The 15,441-nt window shown below is 65.3% G+C and carries 12 protein-coding genes; 10 read left to right on the top strand and 2 right to left on the bottom strand.

Features of this window, described 5'->3' with window-relative positions:
- Both QRM60_RS04740 and QRM60_RS04735 read left to right on the top strand, forming a co-directional pair.
- Window positions 1-1,032 carry a sulfate/molybdate ABC transporter ATP-binding protein gene (locus QRM60_RS04740; protein ID WP_011036157.1) on the top strand — a complete coding sequence of 344 codons (1,032 nt, stop codon included), beginning with the start codon at window positions 1-3 and terminating at the stop codon, window positions 1,030-1,032.
- A 303-nt stretch (window positions 1,033-1,335) separates the two neighbouring features.
- The gene (locus QRM60_RS04735; RefSeq protein ID WP_011036158.1) at window positions 1,336-2,052 is read left to right on the top strand and encodes a TorF family putative porin; all 717 of its coding nucleotides are present in this window, start codon (window positions 1,336-1,338) and stop codon (window positions 2,050-2,052) included.
- A gap of 195 nt (window positions 2,053-2,247) precedes the next feature.
- Here the strand turns inward: QRM60_RS04735 and tdh are convergent, their stop codons facing one another.
- Both tdh and QRM60_RS04725 read right to left on the bottom strand, forming a co-directional pair.
- Window positions 2,248-3,282 carry an L-threonine 3-dehydrogenase gene (gene tdh, locus QRM60_RS04730; RefSeq protein ID WP_172666275.1) on the bottom strand — a complete coding sequence of 345 codons (1,035 nt, stop codon included), beginning with the start codon at window positions 3,280-3,282 and terminating at the stop codon, window positions 2,248-2,250.
- A 559-nt stretch (window positions 3,283-3,841) separates the two neighbouring features.
- Window positions 3,842-6,256, bottom strand: coding sequence for a TonB-dependent receptor (locus tag QRM60_RS04725; RefSeq protein WP_285445702.1), 2,415 nt, complete (start codon window positions 6,254-6,256; stop codon window positions 3,842-3,844).
- Between the two features lie 114 nt (window positions 6,257-6,370).
- Between QRM60_RS04725 and QRM60_RS04720 the strand changes: the two genes are divergently transcribed.
- From QRM60_RS04720 to purF, 8 genes are all read left to right on the top strand, one after another.
- Window positions 6,371-8,452 carry a phospholipase C, phosphocholine-specific gene (locus tag QRM60_RS04720; RefSeq protein WP_285445701.1) on the top strand — a complete coding sequence of 694 codons (2,082 nt, stop codon included), beginning with the start codon at window positions 6,371-6,373 and terminating at the stop codon, window positions 8,450-8,452.
- Window positions 8,453-8,623: 171 nt separating this feature from the next.
- Complete coding sequence (locus QRM60_RS04715; RefSeq protein ID WP_285445700.1) at window positions 8,624-9,268, top strand: histidine phosphatase family protein; 645 nt, start codon at window positions 8,624-8,626, stop codon at window positions 9,266-9,268.
- A gap of 17 nt (window positions 9,269-9,285) precedes the next feature.
- The gene (locus QRM60_RS04710; protein WP_285445699.1) at window positions 9,286-9,861 is read left to right on the top strand and encodes a hypothetical protein; all 576 of its coding nucleotides are present in this window, start codon (window positions 9,286-9,288) and stop codon (window positions 9,859-9,861) included.
- 39 nt (window positions 9,862-9,900) lie between these two features.
- Window positions 9,901-10,449, top strand: coding sequence for a hypothetical protein (locus QRM60_RS04705; protein WP_228423858.1), 549 nt, complete (start codon window positions 9,901-9,903; stop codon window positions 10,447-10,449).
- Between the two features lie 184 nt (window positions 10,450-10,633).
- On the top strand, window positions 10,634-11,902 hold the full coding sequence (gene folC, locus QRM60_RS04700) for a bifunctional tetrahydrofolate synthase/dihydrofolate synthase (protein WP_285445698.1): 1,269 nt from the start codon (window positions 10,634-10,636) through the stop codon (window positions 11,900-11,902).
- A 67-nt stretch (window positions 11,903-11,969) separates the two neighbouring features.
- Window positions 11,970-13,028 carry an SPOR domain-containing protein gene (locus tag QRM60_RS04695; protein ID WP_285445697.1) on the top strand — a complete coding sequence of 353 codons (1,059 nt, stop codon included), beginning with the start codon at window positions 11,970-11,972 and terminating at the stop codon, window positions 13,026-13,028.
- Window positions 13,029-13,119: 91 nt separating this feature from the next.
- Window positions 13,120-13,866: a CvpA family protein gene (locus tag QRM60_RS04690; protein ID WP_014506849.1), complete on the top strand. Its 747-nt coding sequence runs from the start codon at window positions 13,120-13,122 to the stop codon at window positions 13,864-13,866.
- A gap of 30 nt (window positions 13,867-13,896) precedes the next feature.
- A complete protein-coding gene (purF, locus tag QRM60_RS04685) occupies window positions 13,897-15,363 on the top strand; it encodes an amidophosphoribosyltransferase (protein ID WP_011036167.1) in 1,467 nt (488 codons plus the stop codon).
- Window positions 15,364-15,441: the final 78 nt, after the last annotated feature.

Here is a 15,441-nt window from a genome sequence, read left to right as displayed (position 1 = left end):
ATGGGCATCCGTATCAGCCATCTGCGCAAGCAGTTCGCGAGCTTCACCGCACTGGACGACATCACCCTGGACGTGCGCCAGGGCGAGTTGCTGGCGCTGCTGGGGCCGTCCGGCTCGGGCAAGACCACGTTGTTGCGCATCATGGCCGGGCTGGAGCATGCAGACGGCGGGCAGGTGTTGTTCGGCGACGAAGACGCCACCCGCATGAGCGTGCAGTCGCGGCGGGTGGGTTTCGTGTTTCAGCATTACGCCCTGTTCAAGCACATGGATGTGTTCGAGAACATCGCGTTCGGGCTGCGCGTGCGGCGCGGCAAGGAGCGCTGGGCCGAAGCGCGCATCCGCGCACGCGTGGAAGAGCTGCTGGCGCTGGTGCAGTTGCAGGGCCTGGAGCAGCGTTACCCGACCCAGTTGTCTGGTGGGCAGCGTCAGCGCGTGGCGCTGGCGCGCGCGCTGGCGATCGAGCCGCGCGTGCTGCTGCTGGACGAGCCTTTTGGTGCCCTGGATGCACAGGTGCGCCGCGACCTGCGCCGCTGGCTACGCGAGTTGCACGAGCAAACCGGCCTGACCACGGTGTTCGTGACGCACGATCAGGAAGAAGCGCTGGAACTGGCCGACCGCGTGGCCATCCTCAACCGCGGCAGGATCGAACAGCTCGATACGCCGGCGCGCGTCTACGACACGCCAGCGTCGCCGTTCGTGTACTCATTCGTCGGTGCGGTGAACCGGATTCCGGGCGTGCTTGCGCACGGCCAGATCCAGGTGGCCGGTCATGCGCTGCCGTCGGCCAACCCCGCACTGGCTGCGGGCCCGGTGGAGGTCTACGTGCGCCCCGAGGATCTGGTGCCGGACGCCGATGGCTGGCCGGCCACCGTGGCCTGGGCACAACGCAGCGGCGCCCGCCTGCGGGTGCGCGCCATCCTGGACGCGGCGGGCAATGAAGTGGAAGTGGAACTGCCGGCATCGGCGGGCACCATCACGGCAGGCCAGCAACTGCGGCTGGCTGCGCGGCATTACGGAGTGTTTCCGGCCTGATGCATCGCCGGTTGGCGCTGGGCTGTTGAGCTCGAATGTGTGAGTGGTTAGCGGTGACTGAGGAGTCGTAAGAGTGGCGTCGGTCGTGGGCTGTGACGCGTCTTCATCCTGCAGTGCGCGCATCAAGATTGTGCGTCGGCGGTCGATGAAAGGGAGACTGAGTCGCACGGCCTGCCGTCGAAGGATGTGCGCCAGGTCAAGCGAGCGCGACATTTATGTTGCGCTGCAATGGCAGTTGGACTAATAAGTCTGTGCAGTCTCGCTTCATGCAATCCGAACGCCCACCGCTCCAGGAGATGCCCGATGAAGCCATCCTCGCTTGCTTGTTGCCTGTCGCTGTTGCTCCTAGGTGCCGCGCCGTTGGCACAGGCACAGGACGAAGACGCACCCGCCTCACCGTTCACCGGCACCTTCGCGGTGACCAGCGATTACCTGTTCCGCGGCATTTCGCAGACCAACGAAGAGGCTGCGTTTCAGGCCGGGCTGACCTACAAGACACCGTTCGGCCTGTACATCGGCACCTGGACTTCCAACGTCGATTACGGCGCGGGCGATCCGGATTGGGAAGTGGATGGTTTTGTCGGCTACAACAAGGACCTCGGGGCCAACTGGAATGTCGATGTCATGGTCAACCGTTACCAGTATCTGGGAGCGGGCGCGTCGAATTACGCCGAACTGATCACCAAGACCACGTTCCTCAAAACCTACAGCGTCACGGTTGCCTATACCAACGATCTGTACGGCACCAAGACCGATGGCTACTACTACGCGCTGGACGCCAACTGGACGCTGCCGTACGACTTCACCTTTGGCGCGCATGCGGGCCACAGCATCTATACCTCTTCGCTCAGTCAGGTGGATCACGACTACAACGATTTCGGGGTGAACGTGGGCAAGGCGTTTGGCCCGCTCGGTTTGAGCGTGGGCTACTACGACACCAGCGAAGCGGCGGAGTTCGGATTTGGCCGGCAGAATTCGCAGAACCATCTGGTCGCCACCGCGACGGTGACCTGGCCGTAGCAAGGCGCTGCGCACAGGGCGTTTGCCGGAGCATTGGAGCGTGCTGCAGGCATGAGGGCGGGGTAGGGCAATCAGTTTGGTGCAGCAGGCAGCGAAGCGACAGCGCCGGTGATGCGTCCCGAGATAATCACTGGAGCTGACATGCAAAAGGCGCCTTCCGGCGCCTTTTGCGTTTCACAGCGGTGGAGCGGTTACTCAGTTCCAGCTCAACACGACCTTGCCGGCCTTGCCTTCTTCCATCAGGTCGAACCCTTTCTGGAACTCGTCGATCGACAACTGGTGGGTCAGCACTTTCTGCAGCGGAAAACCCGATAGCACCAACTGGGTCATCTTGTACCAGGTCTCGTACATCTTGCGGCCGTAGATGCCCTGCACGGTGAGGCCCTTGAAGATGATCTTGTCCCAATCGCAACCGGCGCCGCGCGGCATGATGCCGAGCATCGCGATCTTGCCGCCGTGGTACATGCAATCGAGCATGTCGTTGAACGCGCGCGGGTTGCCGCTCATTTCCAGGCCCACGTCGAAGCCTTCCATGTGCAGGTCGGCCATGACGTCCTTGAGCGAGGTCTTGGACACGTTGACCACGCGCGTGGCACCCATGTCGGCGGCCAGCTTGAGGCGGAAGTCGTTGACGTCGGTGACCACCACATTGCGCGCACCGATGTGCTTGCAGATGCCGGCGGCAATGATGCCGATCGGGCCGGCGCCGGTGATCAGGACGTCTTCGCCGATGACATCGAATTCCAGCGCGCAATGCGCGGCGTTGCCGTAGGGGTCGAAGAAGGCGGCCAGCTCGGAGGGGATCTGGTCGGGGATCGGCCACAGGTTGCTGGCCGGCATCACCATGTATTCGGCGAAGGCGCCGTTGACGTTGACGCCGATGCCCACCGTGTTGGGGCACAGATGCGGGCGGCCGCCACGGCAGTTGCGGCAATGCCCGCACACGATGTGGCCTTCGGCCGACACGCGCTGGCCGACCTGGTAGCCGGTCACCGCCGAACCGAGCTCGGCCACGCGGCCGACGAACTCGTGGCCGATGGTCAGGCCCGGCGTAATGGTGCGTTGGCTCCATTCATCCCATAGGTAGATATGCAGATCGGTGCCGCAGATGGCGGTCTTTTCCAGCTTGATCAGGACCTCATTCGGGCCCGGGGTGGGCACGGGGACCTGTTCCAGCCAGATGCCCTTGCTCGCTTCGCGCTTGACCAGCGCCTTCATCGTCTGCGCCATCTGGCGGGACCTGCTCAGTGAAAGATAAGCCGGCAATTATATGCGGCTGGGCGTCGGCGCCATGCGGCGGTGCACGATTGCGGTGGAACTCGGCTTGGCTTGGCAGGTGACGGGGTGGAGCGGGAGGCGCGCCAAGCGAATGGCGTTGAGCGCGTTGCGGTCGATCATGTGGCGGAATGGGCCATGCCCGTGCCTGATGGAGAGATCCGGAGGCGTGCGAGGCAGACGCATGTCAGCCTCGCAGCGCCGCCGTAGCGACCTGATGCGTGCGATCGACTGGCGGAGCGGTGGATTAGCCCGCGTGGAGCTTGCCCCTGAAGAAAAATGCCTGGCAGGAACGGATGACGCAACGTGCGGCGCTTGATGGTCGTGCCATCCAGCGCCGCTGCCGGTGTCCGCTCTGGCGGGCCCCTCTCCCGACGGCGAGGGGCTTGGGTCGAGAATCTGCTGGCGCCCGAGAAGGCGCCACTACGGTGGACTCCTCAATGCGCTGGCGTTGCACCGCATTTCACTCGCGGAGGCAACGCGCATCCAACACCGCACTGTTCATTCGCCAGCGTCAGAACTTCACATCCAGGCTCAGGAAGGTCTGCCGCGGCGCGCCCACCACCATGGTCTGGTTGTAGCCATTCGGATCGGAGGCGACATAGCCATTGGTGCCGGTGCTGGCGAAGTAGCGCTTGTCGGTGAGGTTGGTGATGTTCAAGGCCAGCGCCACATTGACTACGCCGCCGAGGCGGCCGAAGTCATAGCGCGCGCCGGCATTGAACAGCCAGTACGAGGGCACCTGCGAATCGTTGAGGAAGGTGATGTAGCGCTTGTCGACATACTTGCCGTCCAGATCCAGGCGCAGGTTGCCAATCTGGTAGCTCGCGCTGGAAGAGAACATCAACGCCGGAATGCCGACCACGTCCTTGCCCGCGGTGGCGACCACGCCGTTGTTGAGGTAATCGTCCTGGTAGCGCGAGCGGTTCCACGACAGCGAGTTCAACCAGCTCAGGCCCTCGATCGGGCGCCACATCAACGCCAGGTCGGCGCCAGCGCTGTGCACCGCGCCCACGTTGCTCAGGATCGATGCGCAGGTCTGCACCGCCGTACACGGCGAGGTGGTCAGCAGGCGGTTGGAGAACTTGGTGAAGTAGGCGTCGGCCGAGAGCTGAAATTGCGCGTCCTGCACGCGGTAGCCCACCTGCACCGTCTGCGATTCTTCCGGCTCCAGCGTGGAGCGGCTGCGGTCGAACGCGGCCTGCGAGGTGGCGAACGGCGTAAAGCCGAACGCGGCGATGTTCTTGCTATAGGAGGCGTAGATGTCCTGGCGTTCGTCGAGTTTGTAGTTCACGCCGACTTGCGGCAGGAAGTTGTCTTCGGCACGGATGCGGCCTTGCGCCAGCGCGGTGGTCGGCACCAGCGATTGCGCACGCGTGGTGGTGCTGAGCGCCTTTGCGCCGTAGTTCACCGTCAGGCGGTCATCGAGCAGGCGCACGGTGTCCTGCAGGTACAGCATGCGGGTCTGGGTGGTGTAGCGCTGCTGGAAATCGCGGCGGAACGGGGTCTGCGCTTCGTACACGTTGTATAGCGAGGTGTAGCCCTCGTTGCCCAGCGCGAAGTAATTGCGCCCTTGCGTGGTGCGTGCATTCTCGGCCCACACGCCGGCTTCCAGATCGTGATTGCCCCACGACCACTTCAATGCGCTGGTGCCGCCGAAACGGTCCAGGCCATAGTCGGTGGTGCGCATCGACACCGGGATCTGCGCCGAGGTGACGACATACGGTGTCACCCACTGCCCCTCGCCGCGATTGGCGTGGTAGTAGCCGGCGGCATCAAGGGTTGCACCGCCGAACACGAACGTGCCCGACAGGCCGGCAAGATTGTCGCGGCGCAGGCCACCGCCGGCGTAGTAGCTGGCATCGAGCCAGCTGTAGTCGTCCGGCAATCCGGCCAGCGATTGCGGATAGCCGTTGGCCACGCCACTGGTGGCACCGGTGGTCTGGTAGGCGCGCGCCATCTGCACCGCGGTGGCCCAATCCGGTTGCAGGTAGTCGTAGTCCCAACCCAGCGCGCGCTGACTGGTCAACGACAGGTCCATGTAGTCGTATTCCTTGCGCCGCGAGGTATCCAGGAACAGGTTCAGGCGATTGCCATCGCCCCACTGGTAGACAGTCTTGAGGTTGGCCTGCTCGGACTGCTGATCGCCGAAGCCCTTCCACTTGTCGGTGCTGGCATTGGCGTAGGACAGATACGCCGACAAGCCATTGCGATCGCCGGTATCGGCGCGCACGAAGGTGCGTCGCGTTGCATCGCTGCCCACCGTCTGCACCAGCCGCGCGCCGGGCGTGGTCTGCGGATCGGCGGAGTAGAACTGCATGGTGCCGCCCAGATTGGTGTTGGACGCGGTGCCGAGTGCGCCGGCGCCTTGTGCGATCTCTACCGAACCGAGGTTTTCGGAAATGATGGCGCGGGTGATGTGCAGGCCGTTGGTGACGCCGTAGCTCATGTTGCCCAGCGGGATGCCGTCGAGCGTGTAGCCCAGGCGGCTCTGGTCGAAGCCATGCAAGGTGACCTGCGTAGACCACTCATAGGTGCCGAAGGGATCGGCGGACTGGAACTGCACGCCGGGCAGCTTTTCCACCGCCTTGAAGGCGCTGCTACCCGGTGTCAGCTGTTCGATGTCCTGCCGGCTGATGCGTTGCACCTGCCGCGTGCTGCCTTGCGAGACCACGTTGATCGCATCCAGCTGGGTCGCGTTGCCAGCCGCATCGGCGGGCGTTACCGGCGCGTCCGCCGCGCTGGCGGGGATGGGGTCGGCGGCGTGTGCGATGACGGGAAGCAGCGCGGCGAGGGCGAGCGCCAGTGGCGTGACATGGAAACGACGGGCGGAAGTCATGGGGGAATCCTGTTCGAGCACGGCTGAGGGCGGACGCACGGTGCAAGACCGGCGTTTCGCGACGCAGGGTGTCAACGGCTCATGAAACATTGATGACGGTGGCTGTCGCAAAACTGTCGCGTGCGGGGGCTATACGTGTGCACTGGCGTCGGGCGCCGCTGCGGCACGCCGTCTTTTTCAGGGTTTTCCAAAGGTTTTTCTTCCATGACGGCTTCCCCCTCGCGTCGCGACTTTCTCAAGCGTGTGGCAGCACTGACGGCTGCCGGTGCGCTACCCGCCTCGATCGGACGCGCGCTCGCACTGCCGGCGAACGCACGCACCGGTACCTTGCGCGACATCGAACACGTGGTGATCCTGATGCAGGAAAACCGCTCTTTCGATCATTACTTCGGCACCATGCGCGGGGTGCGCGGCTTCGGCGACCCACGTGCGCTGCAGTTGCGCGACGGCAACCCGGTGTGGAGCCAGGCCGCCAGCGACGGGCGACGTGTGTTGCCGTTCGCCTTCGATGCGCGCAACACCCGCGCGCCGCTGATCAAGAGCCTGGATCACTCCTGGAAAGCCGGCCATGGGCAAGACCCGTTGCGCTGGCAGGAATACGACGCCTGGGTGCCGTACAAGGGCGAGCTGACGATGGGCTATTTCCAGCGCAGCGATATTCCGTACTACCACGCGCTCGCCGACGCGTTCACCATTTGCGATGGCTATTTCTGCTCGCTTCATGGGCCCACCAATCCCAATCGCATGTATCTGTTTACCGGTACCAGCGGCTTGAGCGTGGGCAACACCGGTGCGCAGACCGTCACCAATGCCGACGACGGCAACTGGACCGCCGACATGGCGCGCGACAAACCCGGTTACGCCGCCATGCAATGGACTACCTACGCGCAGCGTCTGCAGGCGGCCGGTGTCGATTGGCGGGTGTATCAGGAGTACGACAACTTCGGCTGCAATTCGCTGGCGTACTTTGCGCACTATCGCGATCTGGATCGCAACGATGAGCGCTATCGACGCGCACGTGCGTGCGTCCCGGGCTCCACTGCCGACAATGCCGCCACCACGCAGGCCGATCATCTGGTCGCAGCCATCGCCGCCGATGTACAAGCCAACCGACTGCCGCAGGTGTCGTGGGTGATCCCGCCCACCGCCTATTGCGAACATCCCGAAGCGCCGCCGGCATATGGCGAATCGCTGGTGGCGCGGCTGATCGATGCGCTCACCGCCAATCCCGAGGTGTGGTCCAAGACCGCGCTAATCATCAACTACGACGAGAACGACGGCTTCTTCGATCACGTGCCTGCACCGCTGCCGGCGCTGGATGCGCGCATGGGCCGCAGTAACGTGGACGCGCGCGGCGAAGTGCACGAGGGCGTTCCGGTGGGGCTGGGCATTCGCGTGCCGATGCTGGTGATCTCGCCCTGGACGCGCGGCGGCTGGGTCAACTCGCAGGTGTTCGACCACACCTCCGTGCTGCGTTTGCTCGAGCGCCGTTTCGGTGTGGCCGAACCCAACATCAGCCCGTGGCGACGCGCGGTGAGTGGCGATCTCACCAGCGTGTTCGACTTCCGCCAGCCGGACCATTCCGCGCTGAGCGCGCTGCCAGCGATCGGCGACTACCGCGCACGCACGGCCGCGGTGCGCGACAAACCGCTGCCGGTGCCGCCAACCACTGCGCAGATGCCGCGGCAGGAACCGGGGCAGCGGCCCGCGCGCGCGCTGCCGTATGCGTTGCAGGTGCATGCGCGTGTCCACGATGACAACGGCGTGCAGTTGCAGTTCGTCAACACCGGTGCCGCTGCAGCTGCCTTCAACGTGTACACGTCCGCCGCGACAGGCGGCCCCTGGTATTACACCGTCTTGCCCGGCACTCAGCTGGACGACGTGCCGATGGGCGCGGTGCACGACGGCGCGTATGCATTGCACGTGCACGGCCCGAATGGATTCCTGCGTGAATTCGCAGGGAATTTAGGTGCCGAGCAGCCGGCGTTGTCAGCGCCGTGGGTGCAGGCGCGTCAGGATGGCGAGCTGCTGGTGTTGGAGATCGGCAATGCCGGGCGCCAGCCGTGCACGTTGCAGGTGCGCGCGCTGGAGTACGCCGAGCCGACCACACAGCCGCTGCAGTTGGCCGCAGGGCAGCGCCACACCCTGCGCCTGGCATTGGCGGCGAGCGATCACTGGTATGACATTGTGGTGGAGCAGCGGGGCAGCGCGTTCCGCCGCCGGCTCGCCGGGCACCTGGAAACCGGCAAGCCCAGTCGCAGCGACCCGGCGCTCGGTCGCGCCTGAGCCAGCCGCGGGTGCTGGCTGGCCTGCGGGTGACATGCAACGCGCAGGACGGTGCGCCGACCAGTTCACCGTCTGGCTGATTCGCGGCCCGGGGAGGCGGCGAGGGCGGTATCATGCCGCTCCCGTCTGGCCGCAAGGCGAGCCGGCCCCTCCCCAAGGAATCTCTCGCGCATGCGCATCCTGCTTGCCCGTCACGGCGAGACGCCGTGGAACGCCGAAGGCCGTTACCAGGGCCAGATCGATATCCCGCTGTCACCGGTCGGCGAAGGGCAGGCCGCCGCGTTGGGCGCGCGTCTGCAGGCCTTGCAGATCAACCGCGCGGTGGCATCGCCACTCTCGCGTGCCCAGGCCACCGCAAAGTTGGCACTTGGCACTGCACGCGCAGGCTTGCTGCAGACCGATGCGGACCTGCAGGAAATCGCCCATGGCGAATGGGAAGGGTTGCTTGCAAGCGAAATCAATGACAAGGATCCGGCGCGCCTGCGCGCATGGCGCGAAGAACCCGACACCGTGCTGATGCCCAGCGGCGAATCGCTGCGTCAGGTGCTCGATCGCAGCTGGCGCGGTCTGGCGCGCGCCGCCGACGGCCTGGGTGCAGACGACACCTTGCTGGTGGTCGCGCACGATGCGGTCAACCGCGTGATCCTGTGCAAGATCCTGGGCCTGCCGCTGTCCAAGCTGTGGAGCTTCCGCCAGGCCCCCACCACGCTCAACCTGCTCGAAGGCGACGACGTCGATCACCTGGAAGTGGTCCGCCTCAACGATTGCGCGCACCACACGCCGTTCTTTGGTGAAGCCAAGCATCGGGCGTTGTAAGGCCACGTGCAGCAAGGATGCTGGAAGACGCCATGGCGCGTTCGACCGTAACACCGCCCCGCTGGCCAAAAGCGTTCCGTATCACGGCGCTCGCGGGAGTAGCCGGCCTGTTGGTGCTGGGGAGCTTCTCCGATTTCATCCCCGCACCCTTCATGTCCGGGCGGAACTGGATTGCGCCGATGTGGCTGCTGGGCGCGGCAATGACGGCGTTTATCGTCGTGCAGGGCTATCGCTTCGGGGGATGGAAGGTGGTCGTCGGCAAGCAGCTGATCAACACCGTGCTTGCCATCTGCCTGGCGCCGCCGTTGTTGGGGTTGCTGTGCTGGATCGTGCTGGCCAGAGGCGCGCCGTGGATCTATACGCGTATCGCGGGCGTGGATTTTGAAGAAACCCACCTCATGCAAACCGAGTACGTGCGCAGTGGGCGGACCTGCAAATACCGGTTGAGCGGCGGCCCGCTCGAAGAGCGTTTCCCGAGCCATCTCTGCATCAGTGAGCAGCTGTATCGGCGGCATCCGGACCAGCAGGTTGCGATGCGGGTGCGTGGCCAGCGGTCGGTGCTGGGCATGCGCATCGCATCGGCCCTGCCGTAACGCGGCGCACCCTCCAACGTACCTCGTCAGGATGATCAAGTGACATCGAAACTGTTTGCATGGATGAAGATCGGAACGTTCTTCGCCGTGATGGGTCTGCTTGCCTTGGGCTTGTTTGCCGATTTCGTTCCTGCACAATTCCTGCAAGGACGCACTTTGAAATGGCCATGTTTAGCGGTTGGCATCGTGCTGACGGTGTGGCTGCGCAGGCACAACCGGCGTCTTGGTCGACCAACGGACCTGGACGGACACGGGCGTATTTTCAGTGTCTTCATGTTCTGCGCAACACCGGTGATGCTGGGTTTTGTGTCGTGGTTGTTGCTTGCAAAAACGGCACCCTGGTTGCTGACCTGGGCCATTGGCGGTTCATTCGAAGAAGCGTATGTCATGCAGACGGACCATCAATCGAGTCGAAGCACCTGTGAATATCGGCTGCGGGGTGGGCCAATGGAACACGGGTTTCCAGATTACCTCTGCATCCACGAAGACCTGTATCACCGCTATCCACAGCAGCAGGTCGCAGTGATATTGAAAGGGCAGCGCTCACGATTGGGGACACACATTGTGGAAATCTACGGTCCGCAATGACGCGCCACGGTGTGGACGTCATGTTGGCCGGATAGGTGTCGTTCCATGTTCAGCGCGTTGCCACCTGCTCACAAGGTGGCAGACACCTAACGTCTGCGGGTCAAAGATGAAAAGCTGCTGCTGGTAGTCCAGGGCCCGGGCAACCGCGATAATGCGCGCTGCCCGCAAGACGTCAGGTAGCACAGTGACCACCCCCAACACACTCTCCGACTGGCTCGCCTACATCGAGCAACAGCATCCCAGCGCAATTGCCATGGGCCTGGAACGTGTACGCGAAGTTGCTGCGCGTCTGCAGATCGCAGCGCCGGCTACGCACGTGATCGTGGTCGGCGGGACCAATGGCAAGGGCTCCACGGTGGCCTTCATCGAAGCGATTGGGCGTGCAGCCGGCTGGAAGGTGGGCGCCTACACTTCGCCGCATCTGCTGCGCTACAACGAGCGCGTGCGTATCGACGGTGTCGAGGCGAGCGATGCGCAATTGGTGGCCGCGTTCGCTGCGGTGGAGGCGGCGCGCGGCGACACCGCGTTGACCTATTTCGAGTTCGGCACGCTAGCGGCGCTGTGGCTGTTGCAGCAGTCCGCGCTGGAGTTGGCGGTGCTGGAAATCGGCCTGGGCGGGCGTCTGGATGCGGTCAACATCATCGATGCCGATGTGGCGGTGATCACCACCGTGGACATCGACCATACCGATTGGCTGGGCGAGGACCGCGAGGCGATCGGTGCGGAGAAGGCCGGCATCATCCGCGGCTGGAAGCCGGTGGTGCTGGGTGAGATCGACCCGCCATCCAGTGTGTTGCGGCGCGCCTACCAATTGGGCGCCAACGCCATCCGCGCCGGCAGCGATTATTTCCATGAGCCTATCGATGTGCAGCACTGGCGCTGGCGCGATGTTGCGCAGACCCTGGAGCTGCCGATGCCAGCCTTGCAGGCGCCGGTGCAGCTGGCCAATGCAGCGGCGGCAATCGCCGCATTGCAGGCGTTGCCGGTCGAGTTGCCTGCAACCGCCTGGGCGCAGGGTGTGGCCGACGCGCAGCTGCCTGGCCGCCTGCAGCAGGTCGCGCGCGATGGGGTGGAGCTGATGCTCGATGTCGGCCACAACCCGCAGGCGGCGCGCGCCCTGGCCCAGGCGCTGGGCACCGCCACGCCGGCCGGCACCACCGTTGCGCTGTATGCGGCGCTGGCGGACAAGGATGTGCAAGGCGTGGTCGAGGCGCTGGCCGGATGTGTAGACCAATGGGCGCTGGCCGGGCTGGAGGGCGCGCGTGGGCAGTCGGCCGAGGCCTTGCGCGCCCGCCTGCAGGGCACCGCCGCCGCACAGGCGGCCTGCCATGGCGATGTGGCCGATGCGCTGCGCGCGGTGCTGGCGGGGGCGCAGCCAGGCGACCGCGTGCTGGTGTTCGGCTCCTTCCACACCGTGGCCGATGCGTTGCAGGCACTTCATTCAGGCCATTGAGGTCGGTTGCCGGGCGCCGGCCTTATAATCGCCGCGGCACCCCGCCACGCCGCCTCTTGTCTCTTCCGTGGATACTGTTCTGAAACAGCGACTGATTGGCGCCATCGTTCTGGTGGCGCTCGCCGTGATTTTCCTGCCGATGCTGGTCAAGGGCCCTGCGCCCTCCAGCGGCGTGGCCGATGTTCCGCTCGACGCACCTGCCGCACCCGGCAATGGCGAGTTCGAAACCCGCGAATTGCCGCTGGTCACACCCGGTGCCACGCCGGCTGGCGGCGCGCTCGGCATGCGGGGCGCTGCCACCGCTCCGGCCGCAGTGCAGGACAACCCGGATGCGGCCGACCTGGCCGCCCCGTCGAGTACGCCGTTCGCACCGGAGGTGGCTGCGGGTAATTACGCGGTCAACTTCGGCGCCTACGCCAGCAGTGCCGACGCCGATGCAGTGATCGCGCGGCTCAAGCAGGCGCAGTTGCCCGGCTTCAGCGAAAAGACCCAGATCAATGGTCGCCCTGCCTGGCGCGTGCGGGTGGGCCCGTATGCCGAGCAGGCGCAGGCCGAAGCGGCCCGTCTGCAGGCGGTCAAGGTGCGCAGCGACGTCAACGCGCAGGTGGTGACGCTGGATGCCGGTGCCAATGCGCCTGCACCGGTGACCGCTCCCACCCCGAGCACCACCGCGCCCAAGCCGGCCGGCAGCACCACCGCGGCGGCCACCACGGCGCCGACCAAGACCGAGAGCCTGCCGCCGGAGCCGGCCAAGCCGGTGGCCGTAGTGCCCAAGCCGGCCGAGGCGCCCAAGCCTGCGCCAGCCAAGCCGGAAGCGCCCAAGCCCGAACCCAGCAAGCCCGAGCCGGCCAAGCCGGTCGCGGCAGCGCCGACCGCGCCGGCCGCCAGTGGGGTTGGGTTTGCGGTCCAGCTGGGTGCCTTTGGCCGTGCCGAAGACGCCAATGCGCTGCGCGACCGCGTGCGCGCCGCCGGATTCAGCGCGTTCGTGGAAGAGGTGCGCACCGACAAGGGCGCGCTCAACCGCGTGCGCGTCGGGCCGGTGGCCAACCGGGGCGATGCCGAGCAATTGCGTGCCCAGGTGGCGGCCAAGGTCGGCATCTCCGGTATGGTGCGTCCACATCCTTGATTCTCGATAGCCTCACACCCATGGAGGGGAGGGCGATGATGACTGCATCCTGCCAGGCAAGCGGCGCGCACCCCGCGTCACGAGGTTGGCCATGATCGACATGGTGTTGGGCGTCATCATCCTGGTGTCGGCGCTGTTGGGCCTGCTGCGTGGATTTGTGGCGATCGTGGTCGGCACGCTGTCGTGGCTGCTGGCCGGCTGGGCCACGTTCCTGTTCGGCGGCCCGGCCGCGCGCTGGCTGGCCGATGGCAAGCATCCCTCGGCGACCGAGTCGTTCGGTGGCTACGCCATGGTGTTCGTGGGCGTGCTGATCAGCGTGGCGGTAATCGGCATGGTGATCCGCGCCGGCGTGGACGCGGTCAAGCTCGGCGGGACCGACCGCATGCTCGGGTTCGGTCTGGGTGTGGTGCGCGGGGCCTTCCTGGCTTGCGTGCTGGTGCTGCTGATGGGCTTCACGCCGCTGCCGCGCGAACCGGCCTGGCGGCAATCGGTCCTGCTGCCGGTGCTGTCGCCGGGCGCTGGCTGGATGCGCGCGCAACTGCCGGCCTGGCGAATGCCCTCGATGGACCTTCCATCGATGGAACTCGGCAACGTATCAGCGGAGTTGGGGAAGTTGCCTTCGGCAGGCGATAATACGGACCTGGGCAAAGCGCTCTCTGGGTCTGGCCTGAGCGACACGATCAACAAGGCGCTCGGCAAACCCGGCAACGCTGCCAGCGACGGACGCGATCCGACGCAGGCGATGCCGGCCAATATCGATCCGGCGCAGGTTCGCGGCGGAGAAAGCGACCCGGCTCGGGTCGAGTCCCAAGGCCAGGCACGGCCACCTTCACAGTAACGGCGCAAGCCGAAGCGGAGAACGCGCACCATGTGTGGCATCGTCGGTATTGTCGGCAACCAGAACGTCGCCGGGCAGCTCTATGACGGCCTGACCGTCCTGCAGCATCGCGGGCAGGATGCCGCAGGCATCGCCACGGCCGATGGCACGCGGTTGCGCGTGCAAAAAGCCAACGGCCTGGTCCGCGACGTCTTCGACGAAAAGAAGATGGCGGTGCTGGAAGGCCGCGTCGGCATCGCGCACTGCCGCTACCCGACCGCCGGCTCGGAAGGCATGGACGAAGCGCAGCCCTTCTACGTCAATTCGCCGTACGGCATCGCGCTGGCGCACAACGGCAATCTGATCAACACCGAGGCATTGCGCCAGCAGGTGTTCGAGGCCGACCGCCGCAATATCAACACCGATTCGGACAGCGAAGTGCTGTTGAACGTGTTCGCCTACGAGCTGGACGCGCAACGCATGCTTACCCCCGAAGCGGCGATCCGCGCGGTGGCCGGCGTGCATCGCCGTTGCAAGGGCGGCTACGCGGTGGTCAGCGTGGTGCTGGGTCTGGGCCTGGTGGCATTCCGCGACCCGCACGGCATCCGCCCGCTGGTCCTGGGCAAGCGCGAACACGCCGAAGGCACTGAATACATCGTGTCGTCCGAATCGGCGGCCTTGGACATTCTCGGCTACCAGCGCGTGCGCGACGTGCGCCCGGGCGAGGCGCTGGTGATCACCGCGCGCGGCGAGCTGTTCTCCGAAATCTGTGCCGCGCCGACCGACCATGCGCCGTGCATTTTCGAGTACGTGTATTTCGCGCGTCCCGATTCGATGATCGACAACATCTCGGTGCACAAGGCGCGCATGCGCATGGGCCTGAAGCTGGGCGAGAAGATCCTGCGCCTGCGTCCGGACCATGACATCGACACCATCATTCCGATCCCGGATACCTCGCGCGACGTGGCGCTTGAGATGTCCAACGTGCTCGGTGTGAAGTACCGCGAAGGCTTCGTCAAAAACCGTTACGTGGGCCGCACCTTCATCATGCCGGGGCAGGGCGAACGGCAGAAATCGGTGCGTCGCAAGCTCAACCCGATCCATCTGGAATTCCGCAACCGCGTGGTGTTGCTGGTCGACGATTCGATCGTGCGCGGCACCACCAGCCGGCAGATCGTGCAGATGGCGCGCGACGCCGGTGCACGCAAGGTCTATCTGGCCTCGGCTGCGCCGCCGGTGCGCTACCCGAACATCTATGGCATCGACATGCCGGCCGCCGAAGAACTGATTGCGCATGGCCGCAGCGAGCAGGAAATCCAGGAATTCCTGGGCTGCGACTGGCTGATCTACCAGGATCTGGAAGACCTGGAAGTGGCGGTGCGCGAAGGCAATCCGGACATCAAGCAGTTCGATTCGTCGTGCTTCAACGGCGAGTACATCACCGGTATCGAGCCAGGGTATTTCGAGCGCATCCAGCAGCTGCGTTCGGACGATGCCAAGAAGCGCCGGCGCGCCTGATCACTCAGGGCACTGTGACGCGGCAGTGTGAGTGCGCGCGCCGCAGCAACTACAAGGCTGCGGGCCGCAGGGAGTGAC

This window comes from Xanthomonas sp. fls2-241-TYG-148, assembly GCF_030208815.1.
Taxonomy (GTDB): domain Bacteria; phylum Pseudomonadota; class Gammaproteobacteria; order Xanthomonadales; family Xanthomonadaceae; genus Xanthomonas; species Xanthomonas campestris.
The sequence above is the reverse complement of the archived record's forward strand: the minus strand, read 5'-3'. Positions and strand labels throughout refer to the sequence as shown.

Coding starts and splice junctions, on each gene's coding strand:
- QRM60_RS04740 (WP_011036157.1), top strand. CDS start 1: ATGGGCATCCGTATCAGCCATCTGCGCAAGCAGTTCGCGAGCTTCACC.
- QRM60_RS04735 (WP_011036158.1), top strand. CDS start 1,336: ATGAAGCCATCCTCGCTTGCTTGTTGCCTGTCGCTGTTGCTCCTAGGT.
- tdh (WP_172666275.1), bottom strand. CDS start 3,282: ATGGCGCAGACGATGAAGGCGCTGGTCAAGCGCGAAGCGAGCAAGGGC.
- QRM60_RS04725 (WP_285445702.1), bottom strand. CDS start 6,256: ATGTTTCATGAGCCGTTGACACCCTGCGTCGCGAAACGCCGGTCTTGC.
- QRM60_RS04720 (WP_285445701.1), top strand. CDS start 6,371: ATGACGGCTTCCCCCTCGCGTCGCGACTTTCTCAAGCGTGTGGCAGCA.
- QRM60_RS04715 (WP_285445700.1), top strand. CDS start 8,624: ATGCGCATCCTGCTTGCCCGTCACGGCGAGACGCCGTGGAACGCCGAA.
- QRM60_RS04710 (WP_285445699.1), top strand. CDS start 9,286: ATGCTGGAAGACGCCATGGCGCGTTCGACCGTAACACCGCCCCGCTGG.
- QRM60_RS04690 (WP_014506849.1), top strand. CDS start 13,120: ATGATCGACATGGTGTTGGGCGTCATCATCCTGGTGTCGGCGCTGTTG.
- purF (WP_011036167.1), top strand. CDS start 13,897: ATGTGTGGCATCGTCGGTATTGTCGGCAACCAGAACGTCGCCGGGCAG.